We start from the raw sequence: 14,717 nt of genomic DNA on the forward strand, positions 1-14,717 counted from the left end.
CTCGTTGGTTGTCAAAGCAGGTCGGGTACGTAGCGGGGTGCTGCGGTGAGGCCGCCGTCGACGCGCAGGTCGGTGCCGGTGGTGAAGCCGGCGGCGTCGGAGGCGAGATAGACGGCGGCTTCGGCCACTTCGGACGGTTTGCCGATGCGGCCGAGCGGATGCATCTTCACCCAGGCCTTGGCGAGGTTGCCGCCGATCTCTTTGACCAGTTTGTCGTTCATTGGCGTGTTGATGGTGCCGGGCGAGATCGAGTTGACGCGAATGTTGAGCGGGCCGAACTCGACCGCCATCTGGCGCGTCATCGCCATCACCGCACCCTTGGCGCCGGCATAGGCGGTCCAGCCGTCGAGCCCGATATGACCTTGCGCCGAGGCCATGTTGATGATCGAGCCGGATTTCTGCGCGATCATGTGCGGCAGCGCATATTTGCAGCCGCGGAACACGCTGGTCAGGTTGACCGCGATCAGCCGGTGCCACTGCTCGTCGCTCATTTCGTGAACCGGCATGCCGCCGATGGCGATGGCGGCATTGTTGACCAGAATGTCGAGATGGCCGGTCTTGGCGACGGCTGCGTCGATGAGGGCGGCGATATCGGCCTCCTCCGCCACGTCGCAATGGACGTAGTCGGCGCGGTGGCCGGCGGCGCGCAGTTCCGCCGCGAATTTTTCACCCTTCTCGTCGGCGATGTCGCCGAGGACGACGTGCGCGCCCTCACGCGCCATCGCCTCGCTGATCGCATGGCCGATGCCGTCGGCGGCGCCGGTGACGATTGCGGTTTTCCCTTTGAGACGATCCATATCAGCCTCCAATGGCACGCCGGCGCTTCGCTTCGTCGAAGGCGACGGCGGCAATGATGATCACGCCGGTGATGACCAGCTGCCACTCGGTCGGCAGGCCGAGACCGCGCAGGCCGTTGGACAGGAATTGCAGGATCAGCACGCCAAGCGCCATGCCGGTCAGGCTGCCGATGCCGCCGGCAAGGCTTACGCCGCCAAGCACGGTGGCGGCAACGACCTGGAACTCGAAATTCAGCCCGGCCGTATGTTGCGCAGAGCCGACGCGGGCGGCCAGGATGATGCCGGCAACCGTTGCTAGCAGTGCGCTGATGATGAAGCAGATGAACTTGACGCGGCGCACGTCGTAACCCGCCAGCCGTGCCACTTCCGGATTGCCGCCGACGGCATAGATCTGCCGTCCGAACGGCCGGTGCTGCATGATGTAGGCGAAGACCGCGAGCAGGACGATGGCGATGACCGCCGAATAGGGAATGACATTGAACAGGCGGCCGTCCGACAGCGCAATGAAGCTGTCGAGCGCGGCATCGTCGGGGATGGCGCGCTGGCCGGTGTAGAGATAGACGCCGCCGCGCATGATGAACATCGTGCCCAGCGTCACGATCAGCGAGTTGATGCCGGCATAGGCCGTCAGATAGCCGTTCACGACGCCGATGATCAGCCCGAACAGCAGCGCACCACTGATGCCGAGCAGCAGCGAGTTGGTTTCGTTCATGATGATGATCAGCGGCAGGGCGATGGTCGCCAGCAGCGACCCTATCGAGATGTCGACCTCGCCGGACATGAAGACGATGGCGCAGCCGATGCCGGCGGTGAGCGCCAGCGACGCCTGACCGAGCACATTGGTGATGTTGCGTACCGAGAAGAAGTTCTCTGCCGTCAGGGAAAAGAACGCAATCACCAGGATCAGGCAAAGCAGCAGGGCGAGCTCCTGCCGCGCCAGGAATCGTGCCAGCATGGATGGCCCGGCTTTGATGGACTGGGTGCCTGCAAGACTCATCGCTTGCTCCCTTTGCGAAGCGTCATCATCTTATCCGATCGCCGCATTGAGGATTTTCTCCTGCGTGGCCTCGTCGCGAGGCATGATCGCGGTGAGGCGGCCTTCGCACATCACCGCGATGCGGTCGGCAAGGCCCAGCAGCTCAGGCATTTCGGACGTCATCATGACGACCGCCAAGCCTTCGCCGGCGAGCCGGTCGATGAGCGCGAAAATCTCCGACTTGGCGCCGACGTCGATGCCGCGGGTCGGTTCGTCGACGACGATCACCTTAAGACCGCGCATCAGCCAGCGCGAGATCAGCACTTTCTGCTGATTGCCGCCGGACAGATTCTTGACCAACTGAAACAGGCTGGGCGTCCTGATGCGAAAACGGTCGACATAGTCCTCCACCGCCTTGCGTTCCCTGGCCTTGTCGACGAAGCCCATTCTGGCGAAGGCACCGAGCGAGGCGAGGCTGGCATTCTGGTAGACCGGCAGCTCGCCCATCAGCCCTTCGCTCTTGCGATCCTCGGTGAGCAGTCCGATGCCGAGCCGGACGCCGGTGTGCGTGTCGTGCGGCAGCAGCCGGCTGCCATCGACCGAAATGGCGCCGGAAGTGATCGGGTCGTAACCGACGGTGGCCTTGGCGAGCTCGGTCCGGCCGGCCCCCATGAGGCCGAAGAAGCCGAGGACCTCGCCGGCATGCGCCTCGAACGATACGTCCTTCAGTTTCTTGGCGGTGCTGAGCCCTTCAACCGAAAGCGCTACCTTGCTGCCCGGCGCACTGCGCTTGCGCGGGAACAGGTTTTCGATGCGCCGGCCGATCATGTCCTGGATCAGCGTGTCGTTGGTGTGCTCGCCGATCGGCCTGGTCGAGACGTGACGGCCATCGCGCAGCACGGTCACGGTGTCGGCGATCTCGAAGACCTCGTCGAGCTTGTGGCTGACATAGAGCACCGCGATGCCGAGAGCGGCCAGCCGGCGGATGACGGTGAACAGCAGCGAGACCTCGTTCGGCGTCAGCGAGGAGGTCGGCTCGTCCATCACCACGACGCGGGCCTCATGGGCGAGCGCGCGGGCGATCTCGACCATCTGCTGCTGGCTGACCGGCAGCGATCCCGTGCGCGCTGCCGGGTCGACGTTGAAGCCGATGCGCTTGAACAGAGCGGCCGCGTCGGCGCGGATCTTCTTCCAGTCGATCGAGCCGCCTTTGCCGGTCGGATAGCCCTCGAGGAAGATGTTTTCGGCGACGCTGAATTCGGCGATCAGCGCGATCTCCTGGAACACCACCTTGATGCCCGCTTTCAGGCTGTCGCGCGGCGACTTGATGTCGGCCTCGCGGCCGCGCAGGCGGATGGTGCCGCCATCCTTGCCGTAGACCCCGGCCATGATCTTGATCAGCGTCGACTTGCCGGCGCCGTTCTCGCCCATCAAAGCGTGGATCTTGCCGGGTTCCAGGGTGAGGTCGACATTGTCCAGCGCCATCACGCCGGGAAAGCGCTTGCCGATGCCGCGCATCTCGAGCGCCGGCACGCTTTTATCGACGGCCGCGGTTTTGCCGGGGTGAAGGAAATCAACCGACATTGGCTCTGTTCCGGACGATGTCGAGATAGGTCGCCAGGATGATGACGATGCCCGGCACCACCATCTGCAGGTCCTGGTTCCAGCCGAGGATGATGATGCCGTTGTCTATGACCTTCAGCACCAGCACCCCCAGCAATGTGCCGAGCAGTGAGCCGCGGCCGCCAAGCAGGCTGGTGCCGCCGAGGATGACGGCGGCAATCACCGTCAGCTCGAAGCCGCGGCCGGCGGTCGGCTGGCCGGCATTCATCAGCGACGACAAGATCATGCCGGCAATGCCGACGCAAAGGCCGGTGACGACGAAGGCGAACAGTTTCAAGCGTTGCGAGCGCACCCCGGAGAGACGAACCGCCCGCTCATTGGCGCCGACCGCGTAGAGATAACGGCCGAGCGTGGTGAAGCGCAGCGTTGCCGCGGCCAGGGCGAAAATCAGCGCGGCAATGACCACGGGCAGCGGGATCGCGCCGATATAGCCGGCGCCGAGATCGGTGAAGCTTGCAAGCCGGTGGTGGTTCTGCACCGCTTCGCGGGTGAACAGATAGACGCCGCCCTGCAGCATCATCATGGTGCCGATGGTGGCGATCAGCGAGTTCACCTCGAGCCTGGTGACAACCAGCCCGTTGAACAGGCCGACCGCACCGGAAAAGGCGAGCGCCGCCAGCAGGCCGAGCGTCAGGCTGTGCGTTGAATTGAGTACGGCCATGCCGATGCAGCCGACAAAGGCGAGCGATGCACCGACCGACAGGTCGACTTCAGCGGTGATGATCAGCATCGTCATGCCGGAGGCGACGATCAGCACCAGCGCGCATTGGCGCAGGATTGCGATGATGTTGGCCTCGGAATAGAATTGCGGCGCCGCAATCGAGATGGCGATGCAGAGCACGGCCAGGATCACGCCGAGCACCAGCTGGCTGCTGCCCAGCAGCTGGCCGCCGATGAAACGCCTTGGCGCGGAGGATTGCGTAAGCTCGCTCATGTCCATTTCATTTCCGGGCCGCATCGGGTGCCGTCGCCGTTTGGAAACTGCCGGCCAAAACAGGGCGGTTGACCTGTTTTGCCGCCTGCATCCGATCCGATGCCCTTCCCGCGGCGTGGGAAGGGCTACCCGGAATCCTTACTTCTTCAGGTCGGCGGAAGTTTTCATGCATTTTTCCGGTGGCTGAAGCGCATTGACGGCATCCCATTTGATCGTTCGTGTGGTGCCGTCGTAGTCGTAGAACTTCTTCCAGTCGTCGCCGTTCATCGGCGCGGTCGGGCTGACGATGTGTTCCGGCACCTCTTCGCCGTTGAAGAGCTTAACCGCTGCATCGATGGCGGTGTAGCCTTCCTTTTCCGGGAACATCGCGGCTTCGATGCGATAGGACGGCTCGTTCTGCATGGCATTGATGAAGGCAAGGCCTTCGCCGCCGGTGCCGACCGTTAACAGGCCATCCTGCGACTTGCCGGCCGCTTTCCAGGCCTGAAGGCCGCCGAGCGACGAGGAATCGTTGATGCCGTAGATGATGTTGATGTCGGCGTTCTTGGCAAGTGCCGCCGAAGAGACTTCGAGCGCGCGGTCCGGATTGCCGCCGCCGTCGAGGTCGTGGACCATGACCGCGTCGGGGACGATGGTGTTGAGGCCGTCCATGAAACCCTGCGAACGCAGCACCGTGGCGGACAGCAGCGGCAGGCCGACATTCATCACCTTGGCTTTGCCTTCGAGCTTTTCCTTGGCGTATTTGCCGGCTTCAACGCCGGCGGTGTAGCCGGTGTCGTAGTCGCAGATCGCGACCATGGTGGTCATGCCCTTGACCGGATTGCCTTCGAGCACGACCCGAACGTTGTTGGATTTCGCCTGGCGCAGCAGCGGCACGACGCCTTCCTCGTTGACGGGCGTGATGATCAGGACGTCAACGCCCTTGGCCATGAAATCTTCGGCGGCGGAGACCTCCTTGGCAACGTCCAGATTGGCGTCCTGCACCTCGAGCTCGATACCGAGTTCCTTGGCGCGGGACTGCATGCCCTTGATAACGTTCTGATACCATTCATGCGTGGCGTAGTTGGTGACGTAGCCGATGCGCTTCGGCATGTTTTCGGCGTGTGCCGCGGCGGCGCTCAGAGCCAGCGCGGCCGCCGAGGCAAACAGCATTGATTTGGACCAGTTCATGTTTCTTCTCCCTGTATTTCTTGTCAGTTGCTGAACGGATAGTCCCGCCGTTCCGGGTCGGCACGTGAAGGGTAGGCAGCTTCACCCGCGCCCAGCGCCGCCGATATCGTCTCGGCGGCCGCCTTAGTCCGTTCAAAGACGGTCTTGCGATCGAAGCGGGCGGCCTTTTGCGGCAGGAACGGGACTGTGAGCGCGGCAATGACCGCGCCGGTATGGTCGCGCACCGGCATCGAGATGTTGGTGCAGCCCTCGACAGCCAGCGAGGCGCGCATTTCATAGCCGAGCCTTGCGACGTCGTTCAGCCGCGCTTCGATTTCCGCCCGGCTGCCTTGGCCTTCGCCCGCAGCGACGATCCGTTCGACGATGCGGTCGCGCTCGGCGCGGCTCGAATGCGCCAGCAGCACCGCGCCGGAGCTCGTTTCGAGGATCGGGAAATGTGAGCCGAGGGCAACCGAATAACGCATCGGCAAAGGCGAATCGATCTGCAGCACGACCAGCGCGCTCTCGCCTTCGCGCACGACCAGATGGCAGCTCTGATCGGCATTGGCGGCGAGGCCACGCATTACCGGCAGCGCGCATTCAACCAGGCGGTTTACCGGCGGATGCATATGCGCCAGCTCGAATAGCTTCAGCGACAGGCGGAAGCGGTCCGATTGCGTCCGGAAAATGTAGCCGCGCTTCTCCAGCAGCAGCAGGATGCGGTAGATCTCGTGAATGGAGCGCCCCATTCCGGTGGCGATCTCTGTCTGGGTCAGCGGCTCGCCGCTGGCAGCCATGAATTCCAGGATATCGAGCGCCTTCTCCACAGCGGGCACGCGGTAGCCGTTGCGGCCGCTTTCGCCTTCGTCGACGATCTGGGCAATATCGGCGGCCATTACGCGACGCTCCGTTGCGGCTGGCCATGCCTGGTCTCGCGATAGAGCCGGTTCAGCCGGTCCGCGAGCTCCGCCGCCGGCAATTCGCCGGCGATGGCCGCCGCGGCATGAGGGGCGCATTGGCGGAAGAAGCTGATGAAGCCCGCATGGGTCGGGCGTAGATAGGAGGCTTCGATGGTCGCCAGCGTCGAGGCGAAGAAGCCGCCCGAGAGCGCGTTGACCTCGGTATCCTGCCACGCCGCCAGCGACCCCGGCTGTCCGCCGGATTTCACATAGTCGCCGCGCTGATAGCCGGGCGAGCACAGAAACAGCGCGTAGTCGATGGCTGCCTGTTTGTGTTGCGATTGCGTGCTGACGCCGATGCCGGCGCCGCCGAGCAAGGCGCCGGCGGATCGCGGCGTCGGCACATCGGCGAAGCGCAGATACGGCCTGTCTGCCTTGAAGGCATAGTTCACATAGCCGAAGGCGAACGGCACGTAGACCACATCGTCATGCGCGATCATATGATCGTAGCAGCGGATCGGGTTCCATTTCGGCGAGTCCGGATGCGACAGCGCCGCAAGCTGGCGCAATTGCCCAACGGCCTGCTCGATTTTTTCCCTGGCAATGAACTCGTCGCCGTCTTCCCGCGGTTCGCCCAGCGTCAAAAGCAGGCACATGGCGTCAGTCGGCACCAACGGCAGCCCAAGCCATTTGCCGTCCTTCAAGGCGCGCCGGCCGAGCTCCAGCACCTCGTCATGGCTGCGCGGCAGCGGCCCGTAGCGCTCCAGGAGATCGGGGCGATACGAGGCAACCTGGCAGGCAGCATCGATCGGCAACGCCCATTGGCGCCCGTCCCTTGCGTAGGATTGCCAGGATGCGCCGACCGAATCCCGTTCGAAGCCGCGGCGCTGCTCAGCCGACAAATCGAACGGCACCATCAGCCCGCCTTCGGCAATATCGCCGATGAACGGATGGTCGAACACGACAAGATCATAGGCGCCGAGCACCGGACCAAGCGCGCCCTCGCCGAACTCGTAGAGGCTGCGGCGGTCCCATTCGATCTCAAGACCGGGATTGGCGGCACAATACGGCCCGATGCTGGCGTCGAGCGGACCCCAGCAGCGTCGGTGATCCCACGCGAGACCGCGCAGTCTTGTCATGCCCGAAATTCCTCCCTGAACTGCCCAGCCGATTAGTAGCAACTATTTTCACCTAGACAAGTAATTTTTACATACGCAAAACCAGTCTCGGCTCCGTTTGGCAGGGAAACCGCCCAACCGCCGCTGGTGCGCATCGCATTGTCGCCGGCCTTCAACCAAAGGCTGCGACGGGTCTGGCTTTTTGGAACTTTCGCGACGAACATACGTTCGGTTGGCGCAACCATCTTGAGCAGCATCATTGGGCAGCGTCACTGGATTCAGCGCCGAGTCGTAGGGAGCGGACGAAATGGCCCAACTGTGGGCGCGGCCATGAACCGGTTTGCCGCCTTGGCATTCGCCACGTTTCTGGCGATAACTTCGATCTGGGTACTGTTTCTGGTTTCTTAAGATTTGGCTTTGGTTGCGTGGGATTTGCCGCTGGTTTGTTAGGATTTGAAGGGGTTCTCGACAGGTTGACCGCTTAACGACATCCACGGCATGTGGTTCTGCCAGCCGGAGCCGCGTGCGTGAAGAAACTGTCGCCAGGAGCACACCGGCGCGCACATTCGGGGTTGGCAGCCACGCTGCCTGCAACGTTCCAATCGGTTTTCAGGAAACGGCGAGATCTCATGTTGCCGAGGGCGATGGTTCGAAACTGTGCCGTTCTTGGCCGCGTCGGCGCGACGACGCTACTTGCCGGGCTGCTTGCCGGCTGCCAGGGCGGCGTGCTCGACCCTCACGGGCCAGTCGGCGCGGCGCAGCGCACGATCCTGCTCAATTCGGTTGCCATCATGCTGGCCATCGTCATCCCGACGATCGTGGCGACGCTCGGCTTTGCCTGGTGGTTCCGGGAAACCAACACAAGAGCGCGGTATCTGCCGGAATGGGCCTATTCCGGACGCATCGAACTGGTGGTCTGGTCGATCCCCATCCTCGTCATCCTGTTTCTGAGCGGCATCATCTGGATCGGGTCGCATGACCTCGATCCAATGAAGCCGCTGGATTCCCAGCAACAGCCGCTTGAGGTGCAGGTCGTCTCGCTCGACTGGAAATGGCTGTTCATCTACCCCGAGCAGAATGTCGCGAGCATCAACCGGCTCGTGGTGCCGGCGGGCAGGCCGGTGCATTTCTCGCTTACCTCGGCAAGTGTCATGAATGCGTTCTTCGTGCCTCAGCTTGGCGGCATGATCTACACGATGAACGGCATGACGACGCAGCTTCACCTGCAGGCGGATCAGCAGGGCGAATTTTATGGGCGGTCGGCCCACTTCAGCGGCGACGGTTTTCCAGGCATGCAATTCGTGCTGCATGCTGTCGCGGTCGACGCCTTCGACGCGTTCGTCAATTCGGCGCGAAGCCAAGGACAGGCACTCGACAGGGCCAGCTACCAGGAACTGGCCAGACAGAGCCTGGACGTGCCGCCTTCGACCTATCGCTCGGTCGAGCCGGACCTTTTCCATGAAATCGCGACGCAGGGCGTTCCGCCCGCGCCCGGCCCCCAGGCCGGTCGCCCCGAGCCGAGCGTATCGCCCAAGACAGGAGGCTGACAATGCTCGGAAAATTGAGCTGGGACGTCATCCCGTTCGATCAGCCTCTGCCGATGATCGCCTCGGCGGTCGTCGCCCTGGCAATCCTCGGTGTGCTGGCCTGGGTCTTCCTGGCCGGCCATTTCCCCTATCTGTGGCGCGAATGGATCACCAGCGTCGATCACAAGCGGATTGGCGTGATGTACACGCTGCTGGCGCTGCTGATGCTGCTGCGCGGCTTCAGCGACGCCATCATGATGCGGTCCCAGCAGGCCCTCGCCTTCCAGGCGCCCGGCTATCTGCCGCCCGACCACTTCAACCAGGTCTTTTCCGCCCACGGCACCATCATGATCTTTTTCGGGGCGATGCCGTTCGTCATCGGCCTGATGAACCTGGTCGTGCCGCTGCAGCTCGGCGTCCGCGACGTTGCCTTTCCAACGCTCAACTCGGTGAGTTTCTGGCTCACCGCCACCGGTGCGCTGCTGGTCAACATCTCGCTGGTGATCGGCGAATTCGCGCGCACCGGATGGCTGCCCTATCCGCCGCTCAGCGAGACCGCCTACTCGCCGGGCGTCGGCGTCGATTATTATCTGTGGGCAGTGCAGATAGCGGGCGTCGGAACGCTGCTCACCGGCATCAATTTCGTCACCACGATCCTGAAGATGCGGGCGCCCGGCATGAGTTACCTCAGGATGTCGATGTTCTGCTGGACCTCACTCGCCGCCAGCTTGCTCATCGTCGCCGCGTTCCCGGTCCTCACCGCGACGCTCGCGATGCTGACGCTCGACCGCTATTTCGGCTTTCATTTCTTCACCAATGAAGCCGGCGGCAACATGCTGATGTTCGTGAACCTGATCTGGGCCTGGGGCCATCCCGAGGTCTACATCCTCGTCCTGCCGGCGTTCGGCATCTTCTCGGAGGTTATCTCCACGTTCTCCAGCAAGCCGCTGTTCGGCTACCGCTCGATGGTGGCCGCGACGCTCTTCATCTGCATCGTCTCCTTCATGGTGTGGCTGCACCACTTCTTCACCATGGGAGCCGGCGCCGACGTCAACGCCGCGTTCGGCATCGCCACCAGCATTATCGCTGTCGGTACCGGCGTGAAGATCTACAACTGGATGTTCACCATGTATGGCGGCCGCATCCGCTTCGCGACGCCAATGCTGTGGTCGCTGGGCTTCATGGTGACGTTCGTCATCGGCGGCATGACGGGCGTGTTGCTGGCCGTGCCGCCGGCCGATTTCCTGCTCCACAACAGCCTGTTCCTGGTGGCGCATTTCCATAACGTCATCATCGGCGGTGTGCTGTTCGGCGCCTTCGCGGGATATACCTACTGGTTTCCCAAGGCATTCGGATTCCGGCTGCACGAGGGCTGGGGCAAGCTGGCCTTCTGGCTGACGCTGATCGGCTTCTACGCCACCTTCGTGCCGCTCTACACCGTCGGCCTGCTCGGCATGACCCGCCGCATGCAGCATTTCGACGTGCCGGCCTGGTATCCCTGGGTGCTGGTTGCCGGCGCCGGCATGTTAATCACCACCGCCGGCGTGGTCGCCCAGATCATTCAGCTCGTCGTCAGCATCCGACAGCGCGCGGCGCTTCGCGATGTCACCGGGGATCCCTGGGACGGCCGTTCGTTGGAATGGGCCACACCCTCGCCGCCGCCGGTCTTCAACTTCGCCGCGCTTCCGCATGTCGAGGGCGAAGAGCCCTACTGGAGCATCAAGCAGCGGGCACGCGAGCAAAACCGGCTGCGCGACGAGCCTGAATACGAGCCGATCGAGATGCCGCGCAACAGTCCCACCGGGTTCATCTGCGCCTTCTTTGCGACCGTGATGGGTTTCGCCCTCATCTGGCACATCTGGTGGATGGTGGCGCTCGGCGCGCTCGGTGCTTTCGCCACCTTCGTCGTATTCGCGTGGCGCGACATACCCGAATACGTCATTCCTGCCGCCGAAGTCGCCCGGATCGACCGCGCCAACCGAAGTGCCCGCCGCGAGGCGCTGGCCACGTATACGGGGCCAAGGCCATGACCGCGATCGACGTTCGAGAGCGTGACCCCTACCACCTCGGCCATCGCGGGCACGGCCATGCCCCCGGCCATGGCGACGGCGGACCGGCACCGATCCGGATCGTCGTCGGCTACGGCTTCTGGATCTTCCTTCTGAGCGACATCGTGATGTTCTCGGCCTTCTTTGCGGCCTACGCTGTGCTGGCGGGCAAGACGGCGGGCGGACCAAGCGGAGCCGAGCTGTTCGACCTGCGCAACGTCGCGATCGAGACGGCGGCCCTGCTGTTGTCGAGCTTTACCTGCGGTCTCGCCAGCCTCGCCGTGACCGCGCGGCGAAGCTCCTGGTTCTATGTTGCGATGGCTCTCACTTTCGTGCTCGGCGCCAGCTTCATCCTGCTCGAGCTGCGCGAGTTCGCGCATATGATTGCCCGCGATGCCGGACCGACGCGCAGTGCTTTCCTGTCGGCGTTCTTCACGCTGGTGGGATGCCATGGCCTGCACGTGACGGCGGGGCTGCTGTGGCTGCTCACGATGATGGCGCAGATCTTCGCCAAGGGATTCCGCGACGATATTCTTCGGCGTTTCATGTGCTTCAGCCTGTTCTGGCACGCCCTCGACATCATCTGGGTCGCCCTGTTCACGGTGGTCTATCTCCTGGGAGCAAGTCGATGAGCAATGCTGACGACCGCCATGCGCAAAGGCGCGACACCGATGGCCTGGAGCGCTACGACATCGATACGGCGCCGGGTGACGAATACCTCGGCGACGCCGAGGTCGGATCCGGGTTACGCGGCTATGTGATCGGCCTCGGGCTGGCAACGCTGTTGACCATCGCCTCGTTCTGGTTGCTCGGAACCAACCTTATATGGGCACCGGGCATCCCGGTGGCGCTGATTGTGCTGGCGATCGCGCAGATGGGCGTGCATCTCGTCTTCTTCCTGCATATCACGACGGGGCCGGACAACACCAACAACGCCCTGGCGCTTGCCTTCGGCGTGCTGATCGTCGTCCTGGTGATCGGCGGCTCGATCTGGATCATGGCCAACCTCGACCACAATTTGATGCCGACGAATGCGATCATGAACATGAACCGCTAGTGACAGTTCCGGCCGTTGGCCGCAGTTCATGCGACAGCCAGCTCGGTCTCAAGCCCGTTCGAATGTGTCGACGACCTCGGCCGCTCCCAGGGCGCGGGGCGCGGCCTCCTTGAGCACATCCATCACCCTGTCTGAGGCTCCCGCATAAAAACCATGAGCCGCCGATGTTCCGATCGCCGCAACTCGGTCAAACCGGATAGCGCGCCGTTGCCCGGAACATTCGCCGAGGAAGCGGGTTTTTCGGTTCGGACGCATCGCCGCGGAATAACGGCAATGGGCCCGGCAATGGACGAAGGGCGGCGCGACATGACCGGGCTAAGCGGCACACAATCGGGCGGAGCAAAAGGTGTTGTGGTCGCGTTCTCCGCGCCGGGCGGCGAGACCATCTATGCCCACGAATGGGAGACCGTCGCTGCCGTCGCGCGCACGATTGCGGCGTTGAAGGGATTTTCCTTCCGCCAGGGCCTGCGTGACTGGGGCGGTGACAACGGCGGGCTGTATTTCGTGCCGGACGACAGCCTGCTTGCCGCCGATGCGGTCCAACTGGGCATCAACGGGCCCGACGACCTCTTCGGCGGTGTGGTGCCCTGGCGCCTCGCAACCACCAAGGCCATAACCCACGAGCTGGTGGACGGGTCGGCGGCACGGCCAAAAGATTGGCCAACCGGCTTCGGCAGCGCCGTCGGCGCGGCCGTACTGCCAGGCTACACCGCATTTTCACGCGATGACGCGCTGCGCGCAGCGGAACGTCTGCTGCAGCTCGGGCTGGTCCGGTTCAAGCCACCGCGCGCTTCGCGGGGCCGCGACCAGCACACCGCCGCGACGGTCGCCGATATCGAAAGGCTGCTGGAACGATATCCATCCTCCGACCTAAGCGAATACGGGCTTGTTCTCGAAACGGAGCTTCGCGACATTGTCACGCTGAGCATTGGCAGAACCGCGATCGACGGAACATCGGTCAGCTATTACGGCGTGCAGCGGATGACCGCCGACAATGCCGGACAGCCCGTTTACGGCGGATCCGATCTGGTCGTCGTGCGCGGCGGATGGGAAGCGCTCGACAGGCTGCAGCTGTCTCCGGCGCTGACTTTGGCTGTGGCGCAGGCGAGGACCTACGACGCGGCGATGCTTGGCCATCCCGGATTCTTCGCCTCGAGGCGCAACTACGACATCGGCCAAGGTGTCGATTCCTCGGGCATCTGGCGATCGGGTGTGCTGGAAGCCAGCTGGCGGATCGGCGGCAGCAGCACGGCAGAGCTTGCGGCAATGGAGGCCATGACGCGTGACCCCGACGTACAGCTCGTGCATGCGTGCGCGGTCAAGCAATTCGGCAACACCGCGCAGATGCCGCTGAATGCAGAAATCCACTTCCACGGAGAGGACCCCGTGGAGGGCCAAATCACGCGTTATACCGTCGTCACGCAGGCGATCCGAGGACCGGTCAGGAAGCCAGCCGATCGTCATTTTAGGTCGAAGTGAAACACGCTTTTGGCAGGGAACATCCGCGAATGGCCCGAGTTTGTTTCAGGCAGCCAGCCAATCCCGGCCATCGAAGCGAAACTGAGCGACCACAAGGACATCGGCGTCCTGACTGACCTTACCGATTTCGAAGACATGACGGCTGGCGCCTTACGGCGCGACCTGCAGTATGGGCTGAGCAAACTCCGCGAGCTCCACCGCTTCAAACGTGCCGCCGTGATTTCCGACAAGCAGTGGATCAAGGCAGCCACGGAAATGACGGACGCGCTGTTTCCGCAACTCGAGGCGCGGGTGTTCCCGGAAGACGAAAAGGCTCAGGCCCTGAAATGGGTAGCGGCCGTACAATAGCGGCGTTGCCTGGAGGAGTGGCCATGCCCTACGACAAACGACAGGATCCGGAAGGCCTCTGGGAGGTCTATGACAGCGAGAGCGACGAAGCCGTCGTGGTCGGCGGGTTGCCGCTTTCCGGTCTCGACGAGAGCGAAGCCGGTGAAGCGATTGAAAAGCTCAATCGGGGCGAGCTGACGTCGGACAACATCCCCGAGACGGTTCGGTCAGGGTGGCCTCCGACCAAGGACGGATTGTGATGACAACCGGACGGACGTCACCGAGGACGACCGGTCGCGGATCTACGGCGAGGCCTTGACGCCTAACGCGCGGGCCTTGTCCTCGAAGTCGTCGCGAATGTCCTCGATCGTCGGCAGATGCAGGCGTCGCAGCTGGGCGTGCAACTTTTTGGCAGCGTCGGAATTCAGGTCGCGCTTGAAATTGGTCGCGACCTCCTCAGCCGAGCCGTAACGGCGATAGCGCTCGATCTCGGTCTTCGTGGCCTGCTGAACATGTTCGAGCATCTTGCGCTCGGCATCGGATTTTCCGTCGGGTTTGGCCCGCATGACCGGATTGAAGGCTTTGCTGATAACGAATTCGACGAGTTCTTGCTGGGCGTGAGCCATGCTTGTTCTCCCTCGAAGAAGGCCTGTGTGGGCTTGGAACGGTTTCGCGGAAACGCCGAACCGCTCAATCTTTTTGTTTTGACGCAATTCCGAACGGAAAATCGTTCCACGCTTTTCCTGGAATTGCTCTAACCGCGGCAGCAATTGAAGGTTCCGTA

16 protein-coding genes are annotated in these 14,717 nt (G+C 63.1%); 7 read left to right on the top strand and 9 right to left on the bottom strand.

Annotated features, from left to right (window positions below; all coding sequences use genetic code 11):
• Nucleotides 1-11: 11 nt before the first annotated feature.
• From NKH05_RS08170 to NKH05_RS08205, 8 genes are all read right to left on the bottom strand, one after another.
• On the bottom strand, nt 12-797 hold the full coding sequence (locus NKH05_RS08170; RefSeq protein WP_352481461.1) for an SDR family NAD(P)-dependent oxidoreductase: 786 nt from the start codon (nt 795-797) through the stop codon (nt 12-14).
• A 1-nt stretch (nt 798) separates the two neighbouring features.
• Nucleotides 799-1,794, bottom strand: a complete 996-nt coding sequence (locus tag NKH05_RS08175) for an ABC transporter permease (protein ID WP_352481460.1) — start codon at nt 1,792-1,794, stop codon at nt 799-801.
• A gap of 30 nt (nt 1,795-1,824) precedes the next feature.
• On the bottom strand, nt 1,825-3,357 hold the full coding sequence (locus tag NKH05_RS08180; protein ID WP_352856063.1) for a sugar ABC transporter ATP-binding protein: 1,533 nt from the start codon (nt 3,355-3,357) through the stop codon (nt 1,825-1,827).
• On the bottom strand, nt 3,347-4,330 hold the full coding sequence (locus NKH05_RS08185; RefSeq protein ID WP_352856066.1) for an ABC transporter permease: 984 nt from the start codon (nt 4,328-4,330) through the stop codon (nt 3,347-3,349). Before NKH05_RS08185 ends, NKH05_RS08180 begins: the two co-directional genes overlap by 11 nt.
• A 138-nt stretch (nt 4,331-4,468) precedes the next feature.
• Nucleotides 4,469-5,500 carry a sugar ABC transporter substrate-binding protein gene (locus tag NKH05_RS08190; protein WP_353025242.1) on the bottom strand — a complete coding sequence of 344 codons (1,032 nt, stop codon included), beginning with the start codon at nt 5,498-5,500 and terminating at the stop codon, nt 4,469-4,471.
• A gap of 23 nt (nt 5,501-5,523) precedes the next feature.
• Nucleotides 5,524-6,375 carry an IclR family transcriptional regulator gene (locus NKH05_RS08195; protein WP_352548037.1) on the bottom strand — a complete coding sequence of 284 codons (852 nt, stop codon included), beginning with the start codon at nt 6,373-6,375 and terminating at the stop codon, nt 5,524-5,526.
• Complete coding sequence (locus NKH05_RS08200; protein ID WP_352856068.1) at nt 6,375-7,517, bottom strand: extracellular solute-binding protein; 1,143 nt, start codon at nt 7,515-7,517, stop codon at nt 6,375-6,377. Before NKH05_RS08200 ends, NKH05_RS08195 begins: the two co-directional genes overlap by 1 nt.
• Before the next feature lie 32 nt (nt 7,518-7,549).
• Nucleotides 7,550-7,756, bottom strand: coding sequence for a hypothetical protein (locus tag NKH05_RS08205; RefSeq protein WP_352791038.1), 207 nt, complete (start codon nt 7,754-7,756; stop codon nt 7,550-7,552).
• Between the two features lie 369 nt (nt 7,757-8,125).
• Between NKH05_RS08205 and cyoA the strand changes: the two genes are divergently transcribed.
• From cyoA to NKH05_RS08240, 7 genes are all read left to right on the top strand, one after another.
• The gene (gene cyoA, locus NKH05_RS08210; protein ID WP_353025244.1) at nt 8,126-9,043 is read left to right on the top strand and encodes a ubiquinol oxidase subunit II; all 918 of its coding nucleotides are present in this window, start codon (nt 8,126-8,128) and stop codon (nt 9,041-9,043) included.
• A 2-nt stretch (nt 9,044-9,045) separates the two neighbouring features.
• A complete protein-coding gene (gene cyoB, locus NKH05_RS08215) occupies nt 9,046-11,052 on the top strand; it encodes a cytochrome o ubiquinol oxidase subunit I (RefSeq protein WP_352481453.1) in 2,007 nt (668 codons plus the stop codon).
• Nucleotides 11,049-11,702 (top strand): cytochrome o ubiquinol oxidase subunit III, encoded by a 654-nt coding sequence (gene cyoC, locus NKH05_RS08220; protein WP_023720495.1) that lies wholly within the window; start codon nt 11,049-11,051, stop codon nt 11,700-11,702. The genes cyoB and cyoC overlap by 4 nt, the downstream gene beginning before the upstream one ends.
• Nucleotides 11,699-12,127: a cytochrome o ubiquinol oxidase subunit IV gene (gene cyoD / locus NKH05_RS08225; protein ID WP_023720496.1), complete on the top strand. Its 429-nt coding sequence runs from the start codon at nt 11,699-11,701 to the stop codon at nt 12,125-12,127. The genes cyoC and cyoD overlap by 4 nt, the downstream gene beginning before the upstream one ends.
• Nucleotides 12,128-12,400: 273 nt before the next feature.
• Nucleotides 12,401-13,606, top strand: a complete 1,206-nt coding sequence (locus NKH05_RS08230; protein WP_023720497.1) for a DUF3182 family protein — start codon at nt 12,401-12,403, stop codon at nt 13,604-13,606.
• Nucleotides 13,607-13,615: 9 nt separating this feature from the next.
• Nucleotides 13,616-13,954 (top strand): SpoIIAA family protein, encoded by a 339-nt coding sequence (locus NKH05_RS08235; RefSeq protein ID WP_352481452.1) that lies wholly within the window; start codon nt 13,616-13,618, stop codon nt 13,952-13,954.
• Between the two features lie 23 nt (nt 13,955-13,977).
• The gene (locus tag NKH05_RS08240; RefSeq protein WP_352481451.1) at nt 13,978-14,193 is read left to right on the top strand and encodes a hypothetical protein; all 216 of its coding nucleotides are present in this window, start codon (nt 13,978-13,980) and stop codon (nt 14,191-14,193) included.
• Between the two features lie 42 nt (nt 14,194-14,235).
• Here the strand turns inward: NKH05_RS08240 and NKH05_RS08245 are convergent, their stop codons facing one another.
• Nucleotides 14,236-14,559 carry a hypothetical protein gene (locus tag NKH05_RS08245; RefSeq protein WP_352481450.1) on the bottom strand — a complete coding sequence of 108 codons (324 nt, stop codon included), beginning with the start codon at nt 14,557-14,559 and terminating at the stop codon, nt 14,236-14,238.
• Nucleotides 14,560-14,717: the final 158 nt, after the last annotated feature.

The organism is Mesorhizobium sp. M1399 (genome assembly GCF_040317735.1).
Taxonomy (GTDB): Bacteria; Pseudomonadota; Alphaproteobacteria; order Rhizobiales; family Rhizobiaceae; genus Mesorhizobium.